The sequence below is a fragment of the Haemophilus haemolyticus genome (assembly GCF_003490595.1).
Taxonomy (GTDB): domain Bacteria; phylum Pseudomonadota; class Gammaproteobacteria; order Enterobacterales; family Pasteurellaceae; genus Haemophilus; species Haemophilus haemolyticus_L.
The window spans coordinates 84,523-108,879 of record NZ_QQGY01000004.1 but is presented as its reverse complement, the minus strand read 5'-3'; the positions used below and the strand labels follow the sequence as shown (position 1 = coordinate 108,879).

Here is a 24,357-nt window from a genome sequence, read left to right as displayed (position 1 = left end):
TTGCGCTATCGTAGGGGAAGAGCTTGAAAGTTTATGTAGAACAGTTTGAATTCGAACAGGCGGTTCGGTTTTCGATGGCAGATTATTGGGAACAGGGGTAGGTGGTGAATGTATCATTGTATGGAATACAATTTTTCTGATGTCAACTTGAAATATATTTTTTAAATGACCATATTAACATAATTACCAACTGTTATAGGGGCATAAAATGAAACTTACTGGCGTTACTGTTCACAAATATAAATCTTATGATCAACAACAATCATTTCCCATTGATGATGACATTACAATTATTGTCGGAAAAAATGAATCTGGAAAAACAGCAATCTTAGAAGCAATCGCAAAAACAAATTACTTTTCTGATGATAGTGATTTTAAATTTAATCCAACGCATGATTATCCAAGAAAAGAAAAAAAGAAATACGACAAATCTGGTGAAATTGGAAAAGCCATTTCTTGCACTTACCTACTTGAACAAGAAGAAATCTGTGAGATTGAAAAATATTTAGGGTGTGGTGTTATTAGCAAATGGGAGTTTACTATTACTACTAAGTATAACAATAGTATAACGGTTACTCATCCAGAAGTTAATACAAATAAATTTCTAGAGTTTATTGGTAACAAATATAATTTAAGCTCTGAAAATCTAAATATTCTTAAAACATTAACAAGTAAAGAGGAAATTCTTGATGCTATTGATGGACATAAATCAGAAGAAGATGACTCTGAGAAAGAAAAACTTTCTAAAGCATTAATTCATATTAAAGATAATTATTTTACAGATTTAAATTGGGATAACTGGTTGGCGGCATACCTTTGGCAAAAATACCTTAAACCAATCATGCCTAAGTTTATGTATTTTGATGAATATTACGAATTACCATCCGAAATAAATTTGGAGACTATTAGCAAGTCCACTACTCAGGATGCTAAAACAGCTAAAGCATTATTAGAATTGGCTGATGTTGATTTAGATGATTTAAATAGTCCAGATTCTTATGAAGACTTTAAAGCAGAACTTGAAGCTACATCAAGTGAAATTACTCAACATATTTTTAAATATTGGAAAAATAATACCGGACTAAGATTTCAATTTGATATTGAAAACAAAATAAACCGTAACTATCCAAATACTAGTGAAAAATATCTTAATATTCGTATTTGGAGTGATAAACATCATATTAGCCTGCCATTGTCTAATCGCAGTAAAGGATTTAATTGGTTCTTTTCATTCATCGTTTGGTTTAGCAGAATTCAAGAGGATAAATCAAATCAATATATCTTATTATTAGATGAGCCAGGTCTGAATCTTCATGCTGCAGCACAAACTGATCTATTGAATTTTTTAGATGATTTATCTAAAGAATATCAAATTATATATACAACACACTCACCATTTATGGTTCCACATAATAGTTTAGAAAGAGTTAGGACTGTATATGAATCAAAAGATGGGACAACAATAAAAGATGCCATTGAAGAAAAAGATTCGGATACTTTATTCCCATTACAGGCTGCTCTTGGATATGATATAGCTCAAAATCTTTTTATTAATAAAAATAATCTATTGGTTGAAGGAGTGTCAGATTTAATCTATTTAACAATGATGTCTTCTATATTAGAAGAATCTGGTCTACAAGGTATAAGGGACGATATAACAATTGTTCCTGTTGGTGGGTTAGATAAAGTTACATCATTTATTTCTTTGCTAAAAGGTCAAAATTTAAATATTGTTTGTGCATTAGATACATTTACTGATCAGAAAGGGAAGGCAAGGCTCAATAGTCTTATTGAGCAGAAGATCATTAAAGACAAAAGCATACTTTTCTTCAATGAATTTTCTAGAAATGTTGGTAATATAGCTGATTTAGAGGATCTATTTAGTATTGAAGAGTATTTGAAGTTCTTTAATTCAGCTTTTGATGAATATGACGATATAGCTGCATCAGTTATAGATGCTAATAAACCAGTAATTCAACAAATAAATAAAATCATTGGAAAATCTCGATATAATCATTACAGACCGTCAATGACTGCAAGCAAACTAGGTTTATCAAAGGGTGATTTTAGTCAAGAAACGATTGAACGTTTTGAAAACCTATTTAAGAAAATAAACTCATTATTTTAGAATGCTATACGTATAGTACGCTAAATCCCCTCCGATGGCGCAAGCGTCCACGCTTGTGCTAATTTTCCTAAGGATTAATCAATGAACAAACGCCTTACAAAACCCTCTTACGTTGGAAATGTCGTCGTATCCGGTGATGGCGTAATTACATCCTAAAATTCTCTATTTTTTTATCACTTTGATCTGCCCCCCAAAAGTTGGACAGGTTAGTTAACTTAAATATTGAGCTCGGTATTGCACTGGGCTCAATCCTTTGAAAGCAAGTTTAATGCGTTTTTGGTTGTAATACACTAAATATTCTTCAATTCCAGCCTGGAATTCAGCGATTGAATGATAAGTCCGAGAGTAAAAACACTCTGATTTTAGTATCGCAAAAAAACTTTCAATCACCGCATTATCGTAGCAATTTCCTCGGCGGCTCATACTTTGAACTGCTTTACCTTCCAACATCTTTACCCATTCCGACGTGCCATACAATACGCCTTGGTCGCTATGAATAATAGGGCATTCTGTCGGTTTAAGCCGACTAAGCCCTTGTTCTAACATCTTTTTTACCAATGAAAACTTCGGGCGTTTTAGCCACACGAAGTAAATCATTTAATGCGTGGTTTGGCTTAAATCTTTCAATGAGTTTTCTTTTTTCTGTCGTTGTTTTTGACGGTCGAGCGCCTCCAACTCCTTTAGATAAGCAATCTCCGCTCGAGCCAAGGTGAGCTCTCGTTGTAACTTTTTAAACGCTTTAGGTGAAAAGTCTGTGGTTTCCGGGATTTCAATGTCTTTCTTTTTCATTTTTGACTTCACTATTTTTAGTGTTTGAAAGTTTGTATGAGGCGATTTTACGCCATCAAGCCCTCTTTCACGAAATGCTTTTAGCCAATAGATGACGGCAGAATGGGGAATGTTATGAAGTTTAGCCACCTCACGGATACCATAATCCTGTTCGGTGACGAGTTTGATAATTTTCAAACGAAATTGATAAGAGTAGGACATAATCTGGACCTCAAATTAGGTGTCCAGGTTTTGGGGTGCAGTTCAAAATGCGGTCAATTTTCAAAGCGTTTTAAAATCTCTTAAAATTTGACCGCACTTAAGACGATTATTTATCTAATTGAACGGGAAGAAATAAGCTCAATGGCCGTTTTTTCACAATTTGGCAAACTTCATGCCAAATTGGCCACCAACTCTCAATTTCCGCATTCAAAGAACGCAGTGCAATCCGAAGCGTTAATGAAAAGCTGACAATTAAATTCACTAAACCAATCAACAATACAAAACCAATGCATTGTAAAAGCAATGAATAGGTGAATTGTCCGCTCACAGCAATATAGCCTACATTCGCAGATGAAAATGCTACATGGCGAATATCTAACGGAAGGTGCGTTAAATAACCTACCACACCGGTAATACCAAGCAGCATACCAAAGCAAAGGTTACCGATAAGCGAGCCATAATTCTCATGCATATAATTAGCAAATTTAACGCGAGATTTCTCAGACATTAATTTTTTCAATAACGGATGTTGCGTTAAACGCATACGCATATTCAAATAATTGCTGCGGTTATCAAAATAACCCGAAATAATCCCGGAACAGAATAACCATACACCCGCAATGGCTGCAAACCATAAGGTTCCCGCAAAAGGATCAATGCTATGCAACTGATAAGCGATTTGATCAGCATTCATCAATGGCTCACCTGTTTTATATTGGTAACCAAACGCAATCAATGCAGCCAATCCCATCGCAATAAGTACATTGCCTAGCACAGCAATACTTTGAGAGCGAAATACATCCACTAATAATTGGGCTAATTTCATATTGACGCTTTTGCCTTGAGGCGTTTTCTCAACAGCCTCAGCAAAACGGGCTGCAGTCATGGCAGGCTGTTTTGTTGCTACCGTAAAATGCAACATAAAGATCACCATAAAACCTAAGCCGTAATTTAAGCCTTCGGCAATCCCTTTCCAAACTTTGTCATCAATAATACTACCTAGATAGATTTTGAATAGCGCCATCAGTGCAATTAATACACCACCACCTGCCGCAGAATAAAACATTGCCCAGTACTCTTTTTTATCTCGCGTAATGTAATGCTCGCCATGATCGCCCGCATTTTGGGTAATGCTGCGTGAAATTAATCTTGAACTTTGTTTCCATAATCGGGTGATGCTATGTTTTTCTGCTGCTGCGCGGGCAAAACAGCCGGTTAATAACAATATTCGGCGTGGTAAATAGCGATTTGAAACAAAAATCGCCATCAAGGTTTCTAATCGTTCTAAGGTCTGAGAAAGACGCTCCAATAAATAAGCCGTATTTAAAGAAGAGCCCACCACTGCTCCACGTTTTTGCAAACGCTCAACCAATTTTTTACATTGGCTAAACATTACCTGCAAATGACTATCATCAAAAACGGTTGATTGGCGGCGCGCCTGTAACCAATTCTGTACTTCATGGTGCAATGCCACAAAAGGTGAATCAGCATTCAACAGAGAGGGTTCCATTCGCATCAGTTCAGGATCCATATCTTCAGCCGCAATCCAAATTGAAAGCATCTCAATGGCAAATACCCCTTCACTTTCAATATGATTTTTTAAACGTTCCCGATCTTTTTGTTCTGTATAACGGGTTAAAACGCCAAATACGCCTCGCCACGTTTTTAATGGGACGGCATCAATCCAGCGCGCGTCATTTTTATCGCTAAACAATAAATAAAAAATATCGCGTAAATCATTAACATCTTTAAAAGAGGGGTTAAAACGCTCATAAATACGCGTTTTCATTTCCTGTCCAAAACCACCACGCGTAAGAATACCACTACTAATAAACAACGGGTAAAGGCGTAAACCACATAACCAACCACATAATAATTTCGAAACAGAACAGCCTAATTCTTTATCGTTCTTTAAGATAAACTTAAACAAATGTAAGGTTGGAGTAATTTTTTCTGTAGGGCTACTACGTAATAATTGACACAGCCCTTCCACAAGACCAAAGGCATCATTTTCCTCGACTTTATTACGCAAAAATTGCGGTAAAATATCTGGTTTTATCATGCTTTCCTCCTGTAATCGTTTATATTCAAAGGGTAAATATTATACAGATCTGTTAGGGAAAATAAAAATGAAAGGAAAAGTGCGGTCGGTTTTCAAGGCGTTTTTCAGCCGTTTTGAGTTTATATTGAAACACCGCCTCGCCATTAAAAAGGGCATCTTGGTTGTGTCGCTTGTTGCTGCCAATTTGTTGGCAGAAGGTAATTTCGCAAAAATTTTCCATTATTCAACCGCTTGTTGAGAAGGGTTTAGAAGGCAATCAATCGCTTTTAGTGCATCTAATGCTTTCATTTCTAGACTTTAAAAGTGCATTTTCGGCACACCTGCATCTTGCTGGTTAATACGAATAAATCCGCCTTTTTTTGCTTTCGCCGTACTTAAAACCCAACATAAATCTGCGTTGAATCATTGAGCAAGATGCGAATTTTTGTTGTTGCACATATTTTTTTACATCCTCAAAAAGTGGATCTCTTGCCATAATTACTTTCATTGCCATTATTTGCTCCTTTTATTAATTAAAGGCTTGATAGATATGTAAGAAGTAAAAAATCTTCCTTTATGGAAAAATTATATGAAAGGAAGCGACAACTTGTGCCGTTTGTGAATATTGAAAGCGGTTATTTTTAGAAGATTTTTTGCAAATAAGATAATCTGTATTACAATATGCATATTTATCTGGTTATATATACATATGACTTATTAAGGAAAAGAATATGAATAACCAAAACCCGATTGAAATTTACCAAGCTCAAGATGGCACAACGCAAGTGGAAGTGAGATTTGAAAATGACACCGTTTGGCTTTCCCAAGCGCAGATGGCTATGTTATTTGGTAAAGATATTCGCACCATTAATGAGCACATTACCAATATATTTGATGACGAAGAACTTGAGAAAGAATCAACTATCCGGAAATTCCGGATAGTTCGCCAAGAAGGTAAACGCCAAGTCAATCGTGAAATTGAGCATTATGATTTAGATATGATTATCTCTGTTGGTTATAGAGTAAAATCTAAACAAGGCATTAGTTTCCGCCGTTGGGCAACTGCACGTTTAAAAGAATATCTGACTCAAGGCTATACCATTAACCAAAAACATTTACAGCAAAATGCTCACGAATTAGAACAAGCACTTGCGCTTATTCAAAAAACAGCAAATTCATCAGAATTAACGCTAGAAAGTGGCCGTGGATTAGTGGATATTATCAGCCGTTATACACATACGTTTTTATGGCTACAACAATATGATGAAGGTTTACTTGCCGAACCACAAACACAGCAAGGCGGTACATTACCGACTTATGCTGAGGCTTGTTCTGCACTAGCAGAGTTAAAATCACAGCTGATGGCAAAAGGTGAAGCAAGTGATCTCTTTGGACGTGAACGAGATAACGGCTTATCTGCGATTCTAGGCAATTTAGATCAAAGCGTATTTGGTGAACCTGCTTATCCAAGCATTGAAGCAAAAGCAGCGCATTTACTTTATTTTGTCGTCAAGAACCATCCTTTTTCAGATGGTAATAAACGTAGCGGTGCATTTTTATTTGTAGATTTCTTACATAGAAATGGGCATTTGTTTGATCATAATGGACATCTAGTTATCAATGATACTGGCCTTGCAGCACTTACTTTGTTAGTTGCAGAATCTGATCCGAAACAAAAAGAAACACTTATTAGGCTTATTATGCATATGCTTAAGCAAGAGAAAAAATGATAAATAGCGACCGAAGTCGCTATTTGTTTAAAAAGTGCGGTTGTTTTTCTATGATTTTTTAATTTTCTCCAATAACTCAGCGACCACTTTCGGAACGCCCTCACCCGCTTTTTCTTTTATTGCAATCACTTTCTTACGAACAAATCCTGTATTGGGATTAGGATCGATCAAATAGATAAGTGAACCATATGGAGCGAGATTTACCAATCCATTAGCTGGATAAACTTGTAATGAAGTGCCAATAACAATCACAATATCTGCCTTTTTCACTAACTTTTCTGCTTTAGGAAACATGGGTACATTTTCCCCAAAAAAGACTATATGTGGACGCATTGGATGACCGTGATTATCCTTGTCCTCTAATAGTTGATCACCCAAACATGGAACAATGTAATCGGTATTAAAACTGCTGCGAGCTTTATTCAATTCACCATGTAAATGGAGTACGTTAGTACTTCCCGCTCGCTCATGTAAATCATCCACGTTTTGAGTGATTATATGAACTTCATAAAACTCTTCCAATTCAACCAAAGCTAAGTGTGCAGCATTTGGCTCTGCAGTTTGTGCATTACGACGTCGTTCATTATAAAACGCCAATACTTTTGCACGGTTTTTCTTTAAGGCTTCAGGCGTGCAAACTTCTTCTACTTTATGCCCAGCCCACAATCCATCTTCCGCTCTAAAAGTAGGAATACCACTTTCAGCACTAATTCCTGCTCCCGTTAATACCACGCAAATTGGTTTCTTTTCCAAAGTCATTTTTCAGGCTCCTTTTGTTCTAAAATTTCATCAATCTGTCTATCTCTAGCCATCATGCCAAATATATTCCCTGCTTTATAAAGAGGTTGATAAGCATAGCTTTCAATATGTAAGAATGGCTTATCTGAAAGGCGTTGGAAATATTGTTTTAGCTGTGATTTTGAGCGTAATAACACGTCATATTCGGCTTGAATATGGGCACTCATTGCTTCAATACGCATTTTAAATTCATCACTGAGATAAGGACTGATAATTAAATAGACCGTTTTCTGTTCGGTTGCTGTTTCATCCGCATAAACACATGCCAAATTAAACACTTGCCATTTATAACGATCTGCAAAAGCACCAATGACTCGGCTTTGCTCCTCACTTTCAACTTGCACAAGTGCGGCTGATTTTTTTAAACAATCTTGTAAAATATCACTTGGTGTAAAAGGCCCACAGCCTAAGTAAGATAAGACACAATTCCAATTAGCAAACTGTTCTGTACCAAAATGAACATGTTCGCCTTGAAATTTGCCAGCACCATTTTTAGTACGATCATCAATTAAATAATCACCTTGGTTGAGATTTTTATGATGGGATAAAATCAATCGTTTGTATAAGGCTGAACCTTTTTCTTCGCCGAAATAATGTTGAATCCATTTTACTTTATCACTCCAAGCGGAAGGATTATGCCAAGGCGCAGTAGAAAGCACATAAATATGATATTTTTTCATCAATTTATGCACCGCAGAAATCGCGTTCGGCATGGGTTCCATTAAGCTAAAAATACCCTCTACTTCATCATATCGACCTTCATATTCTTGCTTGGTTTTATCATCTAGTTTTGCAATACCCGATGGAAAATCTACCATCACATTATCCATATCAATGTACACAATTTGTTTCATTTGAATGTCCTCTCTTCAGATAGATTTATCATAAAGCGCAAAGCGACAATTTATGTCGTTATACTGTTTCTTCTAAATATACACGCTCAATTTCTTGATAATTTTCACCAAAGTGAGCTATCCACCACTCCAGCATTTGACTTTCGATCACTGTTGCTGAAATTTCATAATCATCCCCAGAATCTTTTACTGTTTGATCTGTTGATAATGGTGTTTCTGTTAAAAATCCACCAATATCTTTATTAATGCGGAAAGTTAATCGAATTTTTCGACCATAGGTAAAACCAAACTTTTGGCTTTCTACATAAGATTTCAAATTAAAATCAGGGCGTTCAAATATCATTGTACTCACTGTTACCTTAAGCAAGCGATGCAAAGCAAGGTGTAAAATATCACCATTCTCATATTGTGCGACTAAATAGCTACTTGGTCCTTGTTGTACCAAAGCCAATGGCTTGACCTGTGCCTTATGTTCTTTACCGTGAATACTCCGATAATGCACCTGTAAAAATCTATTTTGATAAAGTGCGGTACTAATTTGAGAAAAAATTTCTGGATTGATTTTGGCAGGTAATAACGGCTGACTAGTTGGCGCAATAGCAACTTTATTAAGCCATTCAGCCCCTGATTTTTTATGGCTGTCATAAACCAAATTATATTCGGCCTGTTGAAAGAACGCTTCCATTGAGCTCATAATGCTAGAAGGCAAAATGCCATTGAGATATTGTTTAGCAAGCATAAGCACAAGTGATTGCTGTTCATTTAGAATCGGTAAATCTAATCCTTTAGCATTTGATTTCCATCGGTAGCCATAAGGTTTATCACGCATATCACGTTCAATTTCAAACTGTTGAGATAAGCTTTCTAGCTGGCGTTGGATTGAACGAATATCACGTTGAACGCCAATATCAGCAAGTTTTTGTAAGATTTCTTCTGCAGTGATAAAACGTGTTTTCGGAATAAGGCGTAAAATTTCAAGTTGAATTTGAAGTGCGGTTAAGTTTGAGGACATTTTATCTCCCAAATTTGAAAAAAATCATGATAAAAAAATGCTGGAAAATTCCAGCATTATACTTTCTAAATTCGTCTGACTTGCCAGAAGGCTTTCGACCAATAAGGGTTATTCATTGAAGAATAAACAACGCCCCCTCTGGTGGAAGCATGAAGGAATTTGTCTTCTTTTACATAAATTCCTACATGATAACCATTAGGACCTCGGCCAGTTTTAAAGAAAATTAAATCACCCGTTTGAATATCTTCTTTGCGGACATGTTTACCATAATTAGCTTGTTCAGTTGTACTTCTTGGCAAACGAAGATTAAAACGATCGAAGAAAGTTTTCTGCACAAAACCGGAACAATCTACGCCACGACGTGAAACACCGCCGAGCACATAAGGTGTACCCGCCCATTCATGTTGTTGTTCGCTCAACATGGCTATGGCCATAATAGGATCGCCGATTTGGCCTTTATAGTTCATCGCATAATCATCGTTTTGAAAACTAGAACAAGCGAATAAAAACAACGAGGTAGTAGCGATTAAAAATGATTTATATACTTTCATACCTTTTCATATGAAAAGTGCGGTAGAAATTCACCGCACTTTTTGTTACTTACTATTTAGTTTTTTCTACACGAGCACGTAACTTTTGCCCAGGTTTAAATGTCACCACTCGGCGAGCAGAAACCGGCACAATATCACCAGTTTTCGGGTTACGCCCCGGGCGAGATGACTTATCACGTAGTTCAAAATTACCAAATCCTGATAATTTCACATCATGACCAGATTCTAGCGATGAACGAATCTCTTCTAAAAAGTTCTCCACCACATTTTTCGTATCGTGTTTAGATAACTGATATTTATTACTTAAATATTCAATAATATCAATTTTGGTTATCGTAGCCATATTAATCCCTTAATTCAGCATTAAAGCGTTGTTTTACCTCCGCCAATACTGCTGAAATCACTGCATTAATTTCTTCATCTTCAAGTGTTTTTTCATTATCTTGGACAGTCAAGCTAATCGCTAAACTCTTACAGCCTTCAGCGACGCCGACACCTTGATATACATCGAACAAGTTCACTTGCACCAATTTTTCGCCGCCTGCTTGTTTACAGGCTGCGATTAATTCCCCTGCTGGTACGTTATCTGCTACGACTAAAGCTAAATCACGACGGTTTGCTGGGAATTTAGAAATTTCTTTTGCTTGGACCACATTACGTGCCGCAATTGCATTCCAAAGAATTTCAAATACAAAAGTTTTGCCATTTAAACCAAGTTTTTGGCTAATAGATGGATGAATTGCACCAATAAAACCAATTTCTTGACCATCTAATTCAATAGCAGCAGATTGGCCAGGATGTAATGCATCAAATTGTTTTGCAACAAAACGAACTCTATTACCACCTTCTGTTAAAGAAAGTACTGATTCTAAATCGCCTTTAAGATCAAAGAAATCAACAGACTCTGCTTTACCAGCCCAATGTTCAGATTTTGCCGTTCCAGTAATTACCGCACTTAAAACAAATTCTTGACGCACACCAAATTCAGCATTTGCATCTGGTACAAAACGTAATCCTGTTTCAAATAAACGAACGCGTGATTGTTGGCGATTTTGGTTATAAAGCACAGCACCTAATAAACCACTCATTAAAGACACACGCATTGCGGACATTTCCACAGAAATAGGATTTGGCAATACAAGTGCTTCTTGATGTGGATGTAATAAACTTTGAATTTTTGGATCCACAAAGCTATAAGTAATGGCTTCTTGATAATCTGCATCCACAAGTGCAGTCTTAATTCGAGCTAAATCTAAATCAGATTCTTTGTGCTCACGCATGCGGAGATGCGCTAATGGTGCATTGTTTGGAATGCTGTTATAACCATAAATACGCGCCACTTCCTCAATTAAATCTTCTTCAATTTCAATATCAAAACGCCAGCTTGCAGAAGTTACCGTCCAAATATCATTTGCATAAGTAACATCGAAACCAAGACGATGGAAAATTTCTGTTACGCTTTCTGTTTCAATATGATGACCTAAAAGTGCATCTAATTTACTACGGCGAAGTTGAACTGTATTGACTTTAGGAAGATGAGCTTCACTGCTTGCTTCACAAATCTCACCCGCTTCACCACCACAGATTTCAAGCAATAATGTGGTTGCTCGTTCCATAGCTTTACGGGCTAATTCAAAATCCACACCACGTTCAAAACGGTGCGATGCATCAGTATGTAAACCATATTGTCTCGCTCGCCCTGCAATCGCTAATGGAGCGAAAAATGCGGATTCTAAAATCACATCTTTCGTTTCACTATTCACGCCACTTGCAGCACCACCAAAAATCCCAGCCATTGCTAAAGGCCCATTTTGGTCGGCGATTAATAAAGTATTAGATTGAAGTTTTGCCGTTGAACCATCTAATAATACTAATTCTTCACCCTCTTTCGCTAAGCGAACTTGAACCGGTTGTGCAACTTTAGCCGCATCAAACGCATGCATTGGCTGACCAAGCTCAAGCAAAATATAGTTAGTAATATCAACAATAGGATCAATAGAACGAATGCCACAACGACGCAATTTTTCTTGCATCCACATTGGCGATTGCGCCTTCACATTAACGTTTTTCACCACACGTAATAAATAACGTGGGCACGCTTCTGGCGCTTGTAAATCAATTTGAACTTTATCAGAAATTGTTGCTGGCACCGCTTCAAAGTGCGGTTGATTTACCGGCTGTTTATTTACCACGCCAATTTCACGCGCAATACCCGCAATGCTCAAACAATCCGCACGGTTTGGCGTTAAGCTAATTTCGATGGCATTATCATTTAAACCTAAATATTCACGTAAATCAGTACCGATTGGTGCATCAAGTGGCAATTCAATAATACCATCCGTTTCAACATCAATACCTAATTCAGAAAATGAACAAAGCATCCCTTCTGATGGTTGACCACGTAATTTCGTTTTCTTAATTTTGAAATCGCCAGGTAATACAGCACCTTCTGTTGCGCAAGCCACTTTTAAGCCTTGACGACAATTTGGTGCGCCACACACGATATCCAATAAACGATCACCGCCTACGTTCACTTTAGTTACACGTAATTTATCTGCATCTGGATGTTGTGCACATTCCACCACTTCACCAACAACGACTCCATTAAATGTACCCGCAACGGCTTCTACACCATCCACTTCTAAGCCAAGCATGGTAATTTGCTCGCATAATTGCTCGGTTGAAACGGATGGATTCACCCATTCTCTTACCCACTGTTCACTAAATTTCATTTGTTGTTATCCTTTTAATTCAAATCCGAGAAATTACTTAAATTGTTTTAAGAAACGTAAGTCATTTTCAAAGAACGAACGTAAATCTGTTACGTTATAACGTAACATTGTTAAACGCTCAACGCCCATTCCCACTGCAAAACCAGAATATTCATTTGGATCAATACCAACGTTACGCAACACATTTGGGTGCACCATACCGCAGCCCAACACTTCTAACCATTTACCGTTTTTACCCATCACATCCACTTCGGCTGAAGGTTCGGTGAATGGGAAATAAGATGGACGAAAACGAACTTGTAAATCTTCTTCAAAGAAAGCGCGTAAGAAATCGTGTAATAAGCCTTTCAATTCTGTAAAATTTGCTTTTTTATCCACATAAAGCAATTCAATTTGGTGGAACATTGGCGTGTGCGTTTGATCGTAGTCATTACGATATACACGTCCTGGAGCCATAATGCGAATTGGTGGCTGCATTTTTTCCATAGTACGAATTTGCACGCCAGAAGTTTGAGTGCGAAGTAATAATTCTGGATTAAACCAAAAAGTATCGTGATCGGCACGCGCGGGGTGATGTTTAGGAATATTTAAAGCATCGAAGTTGTAATAATCACTTTCAATTTCAGGACCATTTTCAACTGAAAAGCCAAGTTCTGAGAAAAATTTTGTTACACGATTAATCGTCATGGTAACTGGGTGTAAGCCACCTGTTTCAACTTTGCGACCAGGTAAACTGACATCTACACGTTCTTTTTCTAATTTTGCGTTAAGTTCAGCCTGTTCCCACTCCGCTTTTTTTGCATTTAAAAATTCTAACGCAGCTTGTTTTGCTTCGTTAATTTTTGCACCCATAGCCGGACGTTCTTCTGCTGACACATTACGCAATTCTTGCATTAATTGAGTAAAATGCCCTTTCTTACCAAAATATTCGACACGGATTTCATCCAAAGCCGTTAAACTTTTATCCTGAATGGATTCAATCGCTAATTTCGCTTTCTCAACAAGCTCGTTCAGATGTTGCATAGTTTCCCCTGCTTCTCTTTTCTCTATAAAATAAAAAACCGAGTAATGATAATACCAAGTACTTAAAAAGTAAAAGAATAATATGAAAAATCATTGGTTTATCGCAGTAACCGAGCAAATGTTGCCCTGAGGAAATTTTGCTTTTGATTATACCTTCTAGGATCTGCTAAGTCATTGAAAAAAGCAAAAGCTATTCATACTTCCTCAAAATACAGTATTAGGTGGAATTAATGGGAGCTTGCCCTAGATTTCTGATAAGGAGGAATGGAAAAAAGCGGTGAATTTCACCGCTTAGATTACAAGATTGTGACGATTTACTCGGGTTTTTAGCTCGAATGATTAAAACTCAAATTTCAAGCCCATTTGACCTTGTTTATTTTTGTCACGATGTTTGCCTGATTGCGTAGCGAATGAAGCCCAGAGTTTAACCTTATCTTCCAGTTTAACATCGGCACCCATTTCAAACTCAAACGCTTTCTTATTATTATCAATCAATCGTTTTTCGCCGTCCATTGATACGCCAAAACCTTTGTTTTGGTAGAGGCTATTTATCGCCACAAAAGGCGCAACTTCGATATGATTCATAAATTTAGCGTCTAAATACGCTTTAATCCCAGCCCGACTTTGTAAATTATCTTGTCCGAGTGGTTTTATTTGCGTACCGTTTTGCTCGACATGCTGACCTTTTACTGCCATATAGCGCGTTTGCAATTGAGGCTGAATATAAACGCGATATTGGTTACCGTTTGTCGCACTTTTATCTAACACTAAGAAATTATAGCCTGCTTCAATAGAGGCAGTAAGACCGCGGCTACCATATTCTTCGCGGAATTTATTGCCCGAAACACGGTTTTTAAACCAATTGTAGTTTAACCAGCTATCGACATAAGCGCCCGTGTGGTTTTCGTTATTCTGATACCAAGTGCCATATACACCAAGACTATAACCTTTCACTTGACCGTTTGCCACGATATCGGTTTCATGATTAACTGCCGTTGATTGATATTTGGCATAGCCTGCCATTAATCCCGCTAACACATTGCCGTGAGGCGTTTGTTTGTGGTAGAGATTGCCACCAAGTTGCACGCCATTGCGCGTGCCTTGAAGCGTACTTTCTCCACCGATGAGTTGTTGGTTATGGGTTGAGCGAATTGTACGAAGCCAGACTGCTTGGGTTTTATTAGGTTGCATAAACACATTGCCGAGACGGTCATGTAAACGCAGAGTAAACATGTTATTTGCTGCCTCTGAATTTGCCGCATAAACCACACTTTCTGTACGTGGTTTTACGTAAGTACACCACCCTGTTGTACATTTACGCAATACTAATTCCTCAACGCCTTTTAAGTGGCGACGATAGAAAGTGGCATGGGCATCATTGTTTTGAGGGATATTGATAAGTTGTTTGCCATGTGCTTTTTTAAAGGAGCCATCGCCCACATCATAGATTTCAACTTCAAAATTCCCCTCCCAGCCCTCTTGAAATGTAAGGGTGTTTTTGGCTAGATTAATATCATCCGTGCTTAAATCTGCATAAAGCCCAAATATTCCATTGCCACTGACTTTCTCCCGAACTTTTAATACTGTGTCTTTTTCTGCAAAGTAAACTTTACCCTCATCTAGGGTTAATTTTCTCAAAGTATTACTCCAATCATATATCCCTTTGACTTTCCATTCCGAATGAGATTTTAAGGTCAAGCGATTAATATAATCCATATAGTTGCTGAAAGCACCCGATAATTTACTGTTATTTTTAGCAATAATATCTACTGGAATATTATCATGTTGAGACACAGCTCCGATATCACCGTCAATAAGATATTCTACTCGATTAGTCATTATGGTATTGTTCAGTTCAACCGTCCTAGGAGTATTCTCATCGTAAAAAGGAACATATATACCAAATCCAAATGCTGATCCAGTATCAATAATAGAATCATTAATAAAGACTTTTGTTGGCTTATTTTGTCCATTTTTATCTTGACCTGCAGTAACGATACCAACAGCTACAATTTTATTCCCCCCTATTATTGTAGAACGATTAATGGTTAATGTCGTATTATGCTCAAGCAATCGTATAGCTGAGTATGCATCATCCTCTCTTTCTCCATCTTCTTCTGATAGCTTTATTATCGAATCATTAATTGTTAGCTTACCTCCTACCGTATAATTTCTTGCATAATCATTATCATATTTGTCGTACATGCCAATAGAAGAAAGAGAAGAACGCAGCTCTGCATTATTAATAGTAAAATCTATATTTTTCTCAGCTTGAATTACTACCTTATCACCTATATAAGTCCCACCATTAATTTCACCTTTATTGGCGTAAATTAATCCAAATCCTTTCGTTTCAACTTCATGCGCTTTATCGTTTTTAATAAACACTTTCGCATTTGGATTATAACGATAGTCAATTAAACGGTTTTTTAGCTTAGTGGAAACGTTATTTAAGTGTAGTTCATGAGATTCATGACCATTTGTTGCTGAAAAAATGGTTTTGGTTGGAGTCCTACCTTCGCTTTGTTCTTCACTGCTCAAGTGATAGTTTTCAATTTTAACGATGGATTTATTATCACCGAAACTCACTTGGTTTGAACCATCAGCAAAGTTGATACGACCGGGTGCTGTTTTTTCTGCCTTTAATTCCAGCGTACCCCCATTTAAGCGGGCTAAATGCTCATTTGCGCCTAAATCTATATCAGACGCGCCATGAACAACCGCTGATTTTCCACTTTCTATCTTGAAAAGAGGATCATCTGCAACGTTATCTTGTTTTGATTTATGAATTGCCGCATGCTCACCTTCAGTAATTTGAGGGATTTGCGATGCGCAAGAATAATTGTGGGATATTGCAAGAAAAGCCATTGCAACAGGTGAAAGTTTAGTTAAAATTTGCTTGCTTGCTTGCTTGCTTGCTTGCTTGCTTGCTTGCTTGCTTGCTTGCTTGCTTGCTTGCTTGCTTGCTTGCTGTCAAATTGTCTCATTTTTTCTTCTTTTGTCTAGTGTTAAAAGGGACTTAATTCTAATCCTATTTTACACGGAATGCAAATACTTATGACTGCCGGTAAAGGGGTAATCTGTACATAAGCATTTCTTTTTTGTTTAGATTAATTTTGACATGCCTATTCTAAGTGAGAATCTCTCACTTTTTATTATAATTTGTCAGATTAGATCTGATCTTCTACATAAGCTCTATAACCAACAAAATCGTTCATTCACAAAATTTTCCGACCGCTCTTTTTGCCATTTTTCTTTATTTTTTGGATTAGCAAAAAAACGTGCTTGTTCCTGTAAACGTTGAACTAATTTTTCTTCTGCTTCTTTTAACGCTTTTTGACGATCTGCAAATTTTGCGGGTAATGCTGGTAAGAAAATGACTTCATAAGGATGTGTAATTGTCCATTTCACCGCATTTTCGGCTGCAAGACTCTGTTTATCAAAATTGCAAAACGCATAAGCATTAACAAACTGCTCTACAACATGACTGAACCCTGTATTATCCTGCACCGTTTGTTTTGGTAGATCCAACACATAAAGTGCGGTGATCAAGCGATTTTGCCCACGATAAAACCAAGTAACAGCTTCATCTCTTAAGCCAAAATCGTAAGCCCGAGCGGCTAACGTGAACATCGTAATTGGTGAAATACGAGCCGGATTTTCTTCTACAAATTTCACCGCACTTTCATAACCTTTTATCGTATTTTCACGTAGCATAGGATCAATTTCTTTATGTACAAATACATTTCCTGCTTTTCCATTTTCCGCAGAATAATAAGGTTTGATATAAACATCCACCGTCTTCACTGGTTCTTTGCTAATAGAACTACAAGCCGTAATAAAAAGTGCGATTATAAAACACAGTATTTTTAACATATGGATTTTCCTTATATAATGCCCAGCAAATTTCACTGCATTGTTATTATGAAAATTCATCTAATCTACAGTAAAACCACATTAGAATTCAATAATGAAACAAGTTTACTTGATCATCTCGAGAAAAATAATATTCACCATGAATATCAATGCCGTAGTGGCTATTGTGGTTCTTGTCGTGTGAAAATCAAAAAAGGCAAGGTATCCTATAAAGATACGCCCCTTGCCTTTATTCAACCTGATGAAATTTTATTATGCTGTTGTCACGTAGAAAGTGACATTGAAATTGATTTATAAATTATTTAAATCTAATACATCGGTCATATCAAATAAGCCATTCGCCTTATTTTCTAACCATTTACCAGCACGCACTGCACCATTAGCGAAAGTCATACGACTTGATGCTTTATGGGAAATTTCTACACGTTCGCCAATATCTGCAAACCAAACCGTGTGTTCCCCTACTACATCCGAAGCACGAATAGTTGAAAAACCAATTTCATCGCGTTTACGTTCGCCTGTGATTCCTTCACGGCAGAAGACCCCATGAGTTTTTAAATCGCGACCTAAGGTTTTCGCGATATGTTCCCCCATAGAAAGTGCGGTGCCAGATGGCGCATCGACTTTATGACGGTGATGTGCTTCGATCACTTCAATGTCGCAATAATCCCCCATCACTTTTGCCGCTTTTTCTAAAAGCTTGAAGACTAAATTCACGCCAACACTGAAATTTGATGCAAACACAATAGAAATTTTATCTGAAGCTGCTTTAATCGCTGCTTTACCATTTTCATCAAAACCTGTTGTACCGATCACCATTTTTTTATTATTCGCTACGCAAAATGCAATATGTTCAAGAGTGCCTTCTGGTCGAGTGAAATCGATTAATAAATCGAATTTATCTTTTTGGCTTTCAAGATCGCCCGAAACTGTTACACCAATTTGTCCAATTCCTGCCAATTCTCCCGCATCCGTCCCGACCAAAGATGATCCTTTGCGTTCAAACGCCGCACCTAGCTCTATGTCTTCCGCTGAATGAACCGCTTGAATTAATTGCCGCCCCATTCTTCCGCCAGCACCCGCGATTGCAATTTTTAATGTCATGTTACTTCCTTTTTTATTAATGAATTATTTCGTTGATGCCGTTATAAACAAGCACACAACCAAAAAATAAAAATACAATGCCTGCCATATTATCAATATAGCGGCTGTATTGACTGTATAAACGCTTGGCAATATTACGTGAAAAAATCAATGAAATCACATAAAAATAACAAAATGTTTCTACCACAATCACCATAAAAGCCAATATAATTTGCCACATTTCAGTGATATTTACCAAGACAAGCGACATCACGCTACTAAAATACACCACGACTTTTGCATTGGATAAATTCACTAAAAGCCCTTTCATAATTTCTTTTTTAATCGTGGTTTGTTGATTAAATTCAGTATCAGCGTGCGGTTCAAATTGAGCGTGTTTTTTGCTGCGGGCCATTAAAAAACCGATATATGCTAGGTAACTACCGCCTAGCAACATAATAACGCCATGTAATGCTGGGATAGTGACAAATAACACCGCTAATCCCAACATAGAAAGCATTCCCCAAAAGGCGATGCCAAGCGTTATACCTAAAATGCCACAAACTGTATTACGACGAGAGTTACTTGCCGCCATTCGGCTTACATAGAAGAAATCAGGCCCAGGCGTCATTAAGCCAAATAAATGCACAATGATTAAATTCAGCATCACAACATCCAATACTGAATAGCAAATATGACAATCACTGCATAAATTGCCGCTAATACATCATCGACCATAATGCCAAAACCACTTTCTAGTTTTTCGTCAAAATAACGAATTGGGAACGGTTTTAAAATATCGAAAAAGCGAAATAACGCAAAAGCAGCCAAAATCCATTGCCAAGATAATGACGGTATCGCCGATAATACAATAAATACACCGACAAATTCATCCCAGACGATAGAACCATGATCGTGCACGCCCATATCTGCTGTGGTTTTTTGACAAAGATAGCAACCGAGTAAAAAACAAAGTGCGGTAAAAATCAAAAAGGTTTTTACACCTAACAAAGAAAGCAAAATCACGCCTAACATTGTTCCAGCCAAACTCCCCCAAGTACCGGGAGCAGGATGAATTAAGCCCGATCCAAAACCAACGGCAAGCAAATGAATAGGATTTAAAAGAGAGATTTTTTTAAGAGGATTATTTTCTGTCATTTTGATTCCTTAAAATGATCGAAACCGCTTGAAAATGTAATATTCACAGGTTTTCCATCCCGTAAAAAACGAGGAGAAAAGTCGCCGCACTTTTCATTAATTTTACCAATACAAGTGCAAGGCACGTTCAGTTTTTTTAAGCGTAATTCTAATTCATCTTTATATTCGGGCGGTATGGTAAAACAAAGTTCATAGTCTTCGCCACCACTTAAGGCAAATTGTTCCGCTTGAGTGCGATCATATTTATTTAAAATCGATGATGAAAGAGGTAATGCAGTCAGTTCAACTTCAGCACTACATTGACTTCGTTCAAGAATATGGCCTAAATCAGAGATTAACCCATCGGAAAGATCAATGGCAGCATGAGCAATATCAATTAACGCCCGCCCAAGTTCAATTCTAGGTGTGGGTCGAAGATGTCGTTGTTGCAAAAAAACATCATCAGAATCAACCGCACTTTTGCCCGATAAAATTTGCGTAAAACCTGCCGCACTATCGCCTAAAGTGCCTGAAACATAAATTAAATCGCCGATTTGTGCTTTATGCCGACAAATTCCTTTGTCTTTTTCGACAAAGCCTTGTGCTGTAATGGTAATAGATAAATTGCCTTTTGTAGTATCGCCACCAATTAACGTGACGTTGTATTGTTTTAACGTGTGTAATAAACTTTGGCTAAATGTTGAAATCCAATTTTCATCTATCTTTGGCAAAGTTAATGCCAGAGAAACCCATTTTGGCTGTGCCCCCATTGCAGCAATATCACTTAAATTTGTTGCAACGGCCTTATAAGCTAAATCTTCAGGTGAAATGGTTGGCAAAAAATGTGTATTTTCCACCATTGTATCGGTCGTAATGGCAAGCTGATAATTCTTTGGCACGGAAACCAGCGCACAATCGTCGCCAATAGATAATTGAACGGAATCATCAACTAATATTTGTTGCTGAAAATATCGTTTAATTAAATCAAATTCACCCATTGCCATTTTTCACCTATCTTATAAAAGAAAAGGCACGCGTTAAAAACGCGCGCCATTTTCAATTTAAAAGGATTATTTACGCCCTAATGCTGGTGCGATTTTATCAAGTACGCCATTGATATATTTATGGCTTTCATCTGCACCAAATACTTTTGCCACTTCAATCGCTTCATTGATAACCACTTTATATGGCACATCTAATTCAAAGCGCAATTCATAAACGGCCAAACGCAAAATTGCAGTTTCAATAGGATCAAGCTCATCAAAAGCGCGGTCAATATAAGGCGAAATTGAAAAATCAACGGTTTCAATATTTTCTACTGTTTGACGAAATAATTTACGGAAGTAAGGTTTATCTACCCCATCCATATCTTGATCTAACACAAAAGCTAATTCCACTTGCTCTGCAGTGTTGCCAGATACCGCCCAAGAATATAAGGCTTGAACAGTACATTCACGCGCACGACGACGAGCAGAAGGCTTTTTCACTTGTTTTTGTTCTGTCATGATTTATGCCGCATCAATTTGTTGAATAAGATTAACCATTTCAAGTGCGGTTAAGGCTGCTTCTGCACCTTTATTACCCGCTTTAGTACCAGCACGTTCAATCGCCTGTTCAATATTTTCTGTGGTTAATACACCAAAAGCGACAGGGATTTCAGCATCCATTGCAACCTTTCCTAAACCGCTGCTTGCTTCCCCTGCTACATATTCAAAATGCGCAGTACCACCACGGATAACTGTACCTAATGCCACAATCGCATCAAATTTTTTACTTTCTGCTAAACGACGAGCAACTAATGGCAACTCATACGCACCAGGAGCACGCACGATAGTGATATTTTCATCTTTCACTTGGCCGATACGTTTTAATGCATCAATTGCACCTTCTAATAAACTTTCATTAATAAAACTGTTAAAACGAGCAATTGCTACTGCAACTTTTGCATTAGGTGCTGCGACTGAGCCTTCTAAAACTTTCATATTTTTTCCTATTATTAGCCATAATGATTTTGGCCCGAGATTTTAGCATAAAATCGCGTATATTCAATATTAATAAGGCTTTACCCTATTTTATTTAGGGCTCATTTTTAAGGCGATTTTATTGTTCATAGCCCGCACCAACACTATATTTTTATGGAAAATTTCCTTCATTAAGGTAAACTATCGGCAATTTTATGTGAATTACATTCAGTTACAGAGGTTTAATATGTCTAAAGTGGCATCAATTGTTGATGTATTACAAGGGAAAGTGGCGATTGGTGAAACCGTCACTGTACGTGGTTGGGTGCGTACCCGTCGCGATTCTAAAGCAGGATTATCTTTCTTAGCGGTTTATGACGGTTCTTGCTTTGATCCAATTCAAGCGATTATTAATAACGATATTGAAAATTACGAAAGCGAAATTTTACGTTTAACAACAGGCTGTTCTGTGATTGTAACTGGTAAAGTCGTTGAATCACCTGCAGAAGGACAAGCGGTTGAATTACAAGCAGAAAAAGTGGAAGTGACAGGGTTTGTTGAAGATCCTGATACTTACCCAATGGCAGCAAAACGCCACTCTATTGAATATTTACGCGAAGTGGCTCACTTACGCCCTCGAACCAATATTATTGGTGCTGTCGCACGTGTTCGCCATTGCTTATCTCAAGCAATTCACCGTTTCTTCCATGAGCAAGGTTTCTACTGGGTGGCAACCCCATTAATTACTGCATCAGACACTGAAGGCGCGGGTGAAATGTTCCGTGTTTCTACACTTGATTTAGAAAATCTTCCACGTGGTGAAAATGGAAAAGTGGATTTCAGCCAAGATTTCTTCGGTAAAGAATCATTTTTAACGGTTTCAGGTCAGTTAAACGGCGAAACCTATGCTTGTGCATTAAGCAAAATTTATACTTTCGGCCCAACATTCCGTGCAGAAAACTCGAATACTACCCGTCACTTAGCTGAATTCTGGATGGTTGAACCCGAAGTTGCATTTGCAACCTTAGCGGATAATGCAAAACTTGCAGAAGATATGTTGAAATACGTATTCCGCGCAGTATTAGCAGAGCGCAAAGACGACTTACAATTCTTTGAAAAACATGTAGATAAAGATGTTATTACGCGTTTAGAAAACTTTGTAAACTCAGATTTTGCGCAAATTGATTATACTGATGCCATTGATGTGTTATTAAAATCTGGTAAGAAATTTGAATTCCCTGTTTCTTGGGGTATCGATCTTTCTTCTGAACACGAACGTTTCTTAGCGGAAGAATATTTCAAATCACCTGTTGTTGTGAAAAACTATCCAAAAGACATTAAAGCATTCTATATGCGTTTAAATGATGATGGAAAAACTGTGGCGGCAATGGACGTGTTAGCACCGGGAATTGGTGAAATCATCGGTGGTTCACAACGTGAAGAACGTTTAGACGTGCTTGATAAACGTATGGAAGAAATGGGATTAAATCCAGATGATTATTGGTGGTATCGTGATCTTCGTAAATACGGTAGCGTTCCACATTCTGGTTTTGGTCTTGGTTTTGAACGCTTAATTGTCTATGTAACTGGCGTGCAAAATATTCGTGATGTAATTCCATTCCCACGCGCGCCAAGAAATGCGAATTTCTAATTCAATTTAACTTTAATATTGACCGCACTTACGCTAAAGTGCGGTTAATTTTTTAAGAATTTTAAGGAAAGCAAAATGGATAAAATTAAGCAACTCTTTGCCAACAATTACAGTTGGGCACAAAGAATGAAGGAAGAAAATTCTACTTACTTCAAAGAGCTTGCGGATCATCAAACGCCGCATTATCTTTGGATTGGTTGCTCTGATAGCCGTGTACCCGCTGAGAAATTGACAAATCTTGAACCAGGTGAATTATTTGTTCACCGTAATGTTGCTAACCAAGTGATTCACACTGATTTTAATTGTCTTTCTGTTGTGCAATATGCCGTCGATGTGCTTAAAATTGAACATATTATTATCTGTGGCCACACCAACTGCGGGGGTATTCATGCGGCGATGGCAGATAAAGATTTAGGGCTTATCAACAACTGGCTTCTTCATATTCGTGATATTTGGTTTAAACACGGTCATCTTCTCGGAAAACTTTCCCCAGAAAAACGCGCGGATATGTTGACTAAAATTAACGTAGCGGAACAGGTTTACAATCTTGGGCGCACTTCAATTGTAAAAAGTGCTTGGGAACGCGGACAAAAACTCTCATTGCACGGCTGGGTATATGATGTAAATGATGGATTTTTAGTGGATCAAGGCGTAATGGCAACCAGTAGAGAAACCCTTGAAATTTCCTATCGAAACGCTATCGCTCGTTTATCAATACTTGATGAAGAAAATATTTTGAAAAAAGATCATCTTGAAAATACATAAAAAAACGCCCTTTTGGGCGTTGTTT

General features: G+C 37.5%; 23 protein-coding genes and 3 pseudogenes. 5 read left to right on the top strand and 21 right to left on the bottom strand.

Features of this window, described 5'->3' with window-relative positions; genetic code table 11:
* Positions 1 to 208 precede the first annotated feature (208 nt).
* Positions 209 to 2,128 carry an AAA family ATPase gene (locus tag DV415_RS04240; RefSeq protein WP_118790102.1) on the top strand — a complete coding sequence of 640 codons (1,920 nt, stop codon included), beginning with the start codon at positions 209 to 211 and terminating at the stop codon, positions 2,126 to 2,128.
* Positions 2,129 to 2,338: 210 nt separating this feature from the next.
* Here DV415_RS04240 and DV415_RS04235 read toward each other — a convergent pair whose 3' ends face one another.
* The 6 genes and pseudogenes from DV415_RS04235 to DV415_RS04210 all read right to left on the bottom strand — a co-directional run.
* A complete protein-coding gene (locus DV415_RS04235) occupies positions 2,339 to 2,674 on the bottom strand; it encodes an IS3 family transposase (RefSeq protein ID WP_192879091.1) in 336 nt (111 codons plus the stop codon).
* A gap of 51 nt (positions 2,675 to 2,725) precedes the next feature.
* Positions 2,726 to 3,118: a helix-turn-helix domain-containing protein gene (locus DV415_RS04230; RefSeq protein WP_118790100.1), complete on the bottom strand. Its 393-nt coding sequence runs from the start codon at positions 3,116 to 3,118 to the stop codon at positions 2,726 to 2,728.
* 106 nt (positions 3,119 to 3,224) lie between these two features.
* The gene (locus DV415_RS04225; protein WP_118775928.1) at positions 3,225 to 5,180 is read right to left on the bottom strand and encodes a site-specific recombinase; all 1,956 of its coding nucleotides are present in this window, start codon (positions 5,178 to 5,180) and stop codon (positions 3,225 to 3,227) included.
* A 76-nt stretch (positions 5,181 to 5,256) separates the two neighbouring features.
* Positions 5,257 to 5,400: pseudogene (locus DV415_RS04220) on the bottom strand (PP2C family protein-serine/threonine phosphatase); the annotation flags it as partial.
* Positions 5,400 to 5,552 (bottom strand): annotated as a pseudogene (locus DV415_RS04215) (NAD-dependent deacetylase); the annotation flags it as partial. The pseudogenes DV415_RS04220 and DV415_RS04215, both read right to left, overlap by 1 nt.
* Positions 5,553 to 5,556: 4 nt before the next feature.
* Positions 5,557 to 5,673, bottom strand: a pseudogene (locus DV415_RS04210) (DNA translocase FtsK); the annotation flags it as partial.
* 217 nt (positions 5,674 to 5,890) lie between these two features.
* On the opposite strand from DV415_RS04210, the gene DV415_RS04205 reads away from it, so the two are divergent.
* Positions 5,891 to 6,889: a virulence RhuM family protein/type II toxin-antitoxin system death-on-curing family toxin gene (locus DV415_RS04205; RefSeq protein ID WP_118790098.1), complete on the top strand. Its 999-nt coding sequence runs from the start codon at positions 5,891 to 5,893 to the stop codon at positions 6,887 to 6,889.
* A 48-nt stretch (positions 6,890 to 6,937) separates the two neighbouring features.
* Here the strand turns inward: DV415_RS04205 and DV415_RS04200 are convergent, their stop codons facing one another.
* From DV415_RS04200 to DV415_RS04160, 9 genes are all read right to left on the bottom strand, one after another.
* Positions 6,938 to 7,648, bottom strand: coding sequence for an SIR2 family NAD-dependent protein deacylase (locus DV415_RS04200; protein WP_118775926.1), 711 nt, complete (start codon positions 7,646 to 7,648; stop codon positions 6,938 to 6,940).
* Positions 7,645 to 8,541 carry a 5' nucleotidase, NT5C type gene (locus DV415_RS04195; RefSeq protein ID WP_118790097.1) on the bottom strand — a complete coding sequence of 299 codons (897 nt, stop codon included), beginning with the start codon at positions 8,539 to 8,541 and terminating at the stop codon, positions 7,645 to 7,647. Before DV415_RS04195 ends, DV415_RS04200 begins: the two co-directional genes overlap by 4 nt.
* Positions 8,542 to 8,599: 58 nt before the next feature.
* The gene (locus DV415_RS04190; RefSeq protein WP_046942674.1) at positions 8,600 to 9,553 is read right to left on the bottom strand and encodes a helix-turn-helix transcriptional regulator; all 954 of its coding nucleotides are present in this window, start codon (positions 9,551 to 9,553) and stop codon (positions 8,600 to 8,602) included.
* Positions 9,554 to 9,618: 65 nt separating this feature from the next.
* Positions 9,619 to 10,104, bottom strand: a complete 486-nt coding sequence (locus DV415_RS04185) for a C40 family peptidase (RefSeq protein WP_118790096.1) — start codon at positions 10,102 to 10,104, stop codon at positions 9,619 to 9,621.
* Between the two features lie 52 nt (positions 10,105 to 10,156).
* Complete coding sequence (locus DV415_RS04180) at positions 10,157 to 10,447, bottom strand: integration host factor subunit alpha (protein WP_118788376.1); 291 nt, start codon at positions 10,445 to 10,447, stop codon at positions 10,157 to 10,159.
* 1 nt (position 10,448) lies between these two features.
* On the bottom strand, positions 10,449 to 12,836 hold the full coding sequence (gene pheT / locus DV415_RS04175; RefSeq protein ID WP_118790095.1) for a phenylalanine--tRNA ligase subunit beta: 2,388 nt from the start codon (positions 12,834 to 12,836) through the stop codon (positions 10,449 to 10,451).
* Between the two features lie 33 nt (positions 12,837 to 12,869).
* Complete coding sequence (pheS, locus tag DV415_RS04170) at positions 12,870 to 13,859, bottom strand: phenylalanine--tRNA ligase subunit alpha (RefSeq protein WP_005640625.1); 990 nt, start codon at positions 13,857 to 13,859, stop codon at positions 12,870 to 12,872.
* A gap of 339 nt (positions 13,860 to 14,198) precedes the next feature.
* Positions 14,199 to 16,727 (bottom strand): autotransporter outer membrane beta-barrel domain-containing protein, encoded by a 2,529-nt coding sequence (locus tag DV415_RS04165; protein ID WP_118794421.1) that lies wholly within the window; start codon positions 16,725 to 16,727, stop codon positions 14,199 to 14,201.
* Between the two features lie 327 nt (positions 16,728 to 17,054).
* Positions 17,055 to 17,735 (bottom strand): hypothetical protein, encoded by a 681-nt coding sequence (locus DV415_RS04160; protein ID WP_239989695.1) that lies wholly within the window; start codon positions 17,733 to 17,735, stop codon positions 17,055 to 17,057.
* 48 nt (positions 17,736 to 17,783) lie between these two features.
* Between DV415_RS04160 and yfaE the strand changes: the two genes are divergently transcribed.
* A complete protein-coding gene (yfaE, locus tag DV415_RS04155; protein ID WP_044232385.1) occupies positions 17,784 to 18,032 on the top strand; it encodes a class I ribonucleotide reductase maintenance protein YfaE in 249 nt (82 codons plus the stop codon).
* On the opposite strand, the gene dapB is transcribed toward yfaE, so the two are convergent.
* From dapB to ribH, 6 genes are all read right to left on the bottom strand, one after another.
* Complete coding sequence (gene dapB, locus DV415_RS04150) at positions 18,027 to 18,839, bottom strand: 4-hydroxy-tetrahydrodipicolinate reductase (RefSeq protein WP_114909082.1); 813 nt, start codon at positions 18,837 to 18,839, stop codon at positions 18,027 to 18,029. The genes yfaE and dapB overlap by 6 nt on opposite strands.
* A gap of 16 nt (positions 18,840 to 18,855) precedes the next feature.
* Positions 18,856 to 19,485 carry a LysE family transporter gene (locus DV415_RS04145; RefSeq protein ID WP_162790789.1) on the bottom strand — a complete coding sequence of 210 codons (630 nt, stop codon included), beginning with the start codon at positions 19,483 to 19,485 and terminating at the stop codon, positions 18,856 to 18,858.
* Positions 19,485 to 19,976, bottom strand: a complete 492-nt coding sequence (locus tag DV415_RS04140) for a phosphatidylglycerophosphatase A family protein (protein ID WP_118790093.1) — start codon at positions 19,974 to 19,976, stop codon at positions 19,485 to 19,487. The genes DV415_RS04145 and DV415_RS04140 overlap by 1 nt, the downstream gene beginning before the upstream one ends.
* Complete coding sequence (gene thiL / locus DV415_RS04135; protein ID WP_118790092.1) at positions 19,973 to 20,959, bottom strand: thiamine-phosphate kinase; 987 nt, start codon at positions 20,957 to 20,959, stop codon at positions 19,973 to 19,975. Before thiL ends, DV415_RS04140 begins: the two co-directional genes overlap by 4 nt.
* Positions 20,960 to 21,025: 66 nt before the next feature.
* Positions 21,026 to 21,460 carry a transcription antitermination factor NusB gene (gene nusB / locus DV415_RS04130; protein ID WP_005628659.1) on the bottom strand — a complete coding sequence of 145 codons (435 nt, stop codon included), beginning with the start codon at positions 21,458 to 21,460 and terminating at the stop codon, positions 21,026 to 21,028.
* Positions 21,461 to 21,463: 3 nt separating this feature from the next.
* Complete coding sequence (gene ribH / locus DV415_RS04125) at positions 21,464 to 21,937, bottom strand: 6,7-dimethyl-8-ribityllumazine synthase (RefSeq protein WP_005628657.1); 474 nt, start codon at positions 21,935 to 21,937, stop codon at positions 21,464 to 21,466.
* Positions 21,938 to 22,163: 226 nt separating this feature from the next.
* On the opposite strand from ribH, the gene asnS reads away from it, so the two are divergent.
* Positions 22,164 to 23,567 carry an asparagine--tRNA ligase gene (gene asnS / locus DV415_RS04120; protein ID WP_005628655.1) on the top strand — a complete coding sequence of 468 codons (1,404 nt, stop codon included), beginning with the start codon at positions 22,164 to 22,166 and terminating at the stop codon, positions 23,565 to 23,567.
* 75 nt (positions 23,568 to 23,642) lie between these two features.
* Positions 23,643 to 24,332 (top strand): carbonate dehydratase, encoded by a 690-nt coding sequence (gene can / locus DV415_RS04115; RefSeq protein WP_005631770.1) that lies wholly within the window; start codon positions 23,643 to 23,645, stop codon positions 24,330 to 24,332.
* Positions 24,333 to 24,357 lie beyond the last annotated feature (25 nt).

Coding starts and splice junctions, on each gene's coding strand:
- pheT (WP_118790095.1), bottom strand. CDS start 12,836: ATGAAATTTAGTGAACAGTGGGTAAGAGAATGGGTGAATCCATCCGTT.
- DV415_RS04200 (WP_118775926.1), bottom strand. CDS start 7,648: ATGACTTTGGAAAAGAAACCAATTTGCGTGGTATTAACGGGAGCAGGA.
- yfaE (WP_044232385.1), top strand. CDS start 17,784: ATGAAAATTCATCTAATCTACAGTAAAACCACATTAGAATTCAATAAT.
- thiL (WP_118790092.1), bottom strand. CDS start 20,959: ATGGCAATGGGTGAATTTGATTTAATTAAACGATATTTTCAGCAACAA.
- DV415_RS04140 (WP_118790093.1), bottom strand. CDS start 19,976: ATGACAGAAAATAATCCTCTTAAAAAAATCTCTCTTTTAAATCCTATT.
- asnS (WP_005628655.1), top strand. CDS start 22,164: ATGTCTAAAGTGGCATCAATTGTTGATGTATTACAAGGGAAAGTGGCG.
- DV415_RS04165 (WP_118794421.1), bottom strand. CDS start 16,727: ATGGCTTTTCTTGCAATATCCCACAATTATTCTTGCGCATCGCAAATC.
- DV415_RS04235 (WP_192879091.1), bottom strand. CDS start 2,674: ATGTTAGAACAAGGGCTTAGTCGGCTTAAACCGACAGAATGCCCTATT.
- DV415_RS04205 (WP_118790098.1), top strand. CDS start 5,891: ATGAATAACCAAAACCCGATTGAAATTTACCAAGCTCAAGATGGCACA.
- DV415_RS04185 (WP_118790096.1), bottom strand. CDS start 10,104: ATGAAAGTATATAAATCATTTTTAATCGCTACTACCTCGTTGTTTTTA.
- DV415_RS04190 (WP_046942674.1), bottom strand. CDS start 9,553: ATGTCCTCAAACTTAACCGCACTTCAAATTCAACTTGAAATTTTACGC.
- DV415_RS04230 (WP_118790100.1), bottom strand. CDS start 3,118: ATGTCCTACTCTTATCAATTTCGTTTGAAAATTATCAAACTCGTCACC.
- DV415_RS04240 (WP_118790102.1), top strand. CDS start 209: ATGAAACTTACTGGCGTTACTGTTCACAAATATAAATCTTATGATCAA.
- DV415_RS04225 (WP_118775928.1), bottom strand. CDS start 5,180: ATGATAAAACCAGATATTTTACCGCAATTTTTGCGTAATAAAGTCGAG.
- DV415_RS04180 (WP_118788376.1), bottom strand. CDS start 10,447: ATGGCTACGATAACCAAAATTGATATTATTGAATATTTAAGTAATAAA.
- pheS (WP_005640625.1), bottom strand. CDS start 13,859: ATGCAACATCTGAACGAGCTTGTTGAGAAAGCGAAATTAGCGATTGAA.
- DV415_RS04195 (WP_118790097.1), bottom strand. CDS start 8,541: ATGAAACAAATTGTGTACATTGATATGGATAATGTGATGGTAGATTTT.
- dapB (WP_114909082.1), bottom strand. CDS start 18,839: ATGACATTAAAAATTGCAATCGCGGGTGCTGGCGGAAGAATGGGGCGG.
- nusB (WP_005628659.1), bottom strand. CDS start 21,460: ATGACAGAACAAAAACAAGTGAAAAAGCCTTCTGCTCGTCGTCGTGCG.
- DV415_RS04145 (WP_162790789.1), bottom strand. CDS start 19,485: ATGCTGAATTTAATCATTGTGCATTTATTTGGCTTAATGACGCCTGGG.
- ribH (WP_005628657.1), bottom strand. CDS start 21,937: ATGAAAGTTTTAGAAGGCTCAGTCGCAGCACCTAATGCAAAAGTTGCA.
- DV415_RS04160 (WP_239989695.1), bottom strand. CDS start 17,735: ATGTTAAAAATACTGTGTTTTATAATCGCACTTTTTATTACGGCTTGT.
- can (WP_005631770.1), top strand. CDS start 23,643: ATGGATAAAATTAAGCAACTCTTTGCCAACAATTACAGTTGGGCACAA.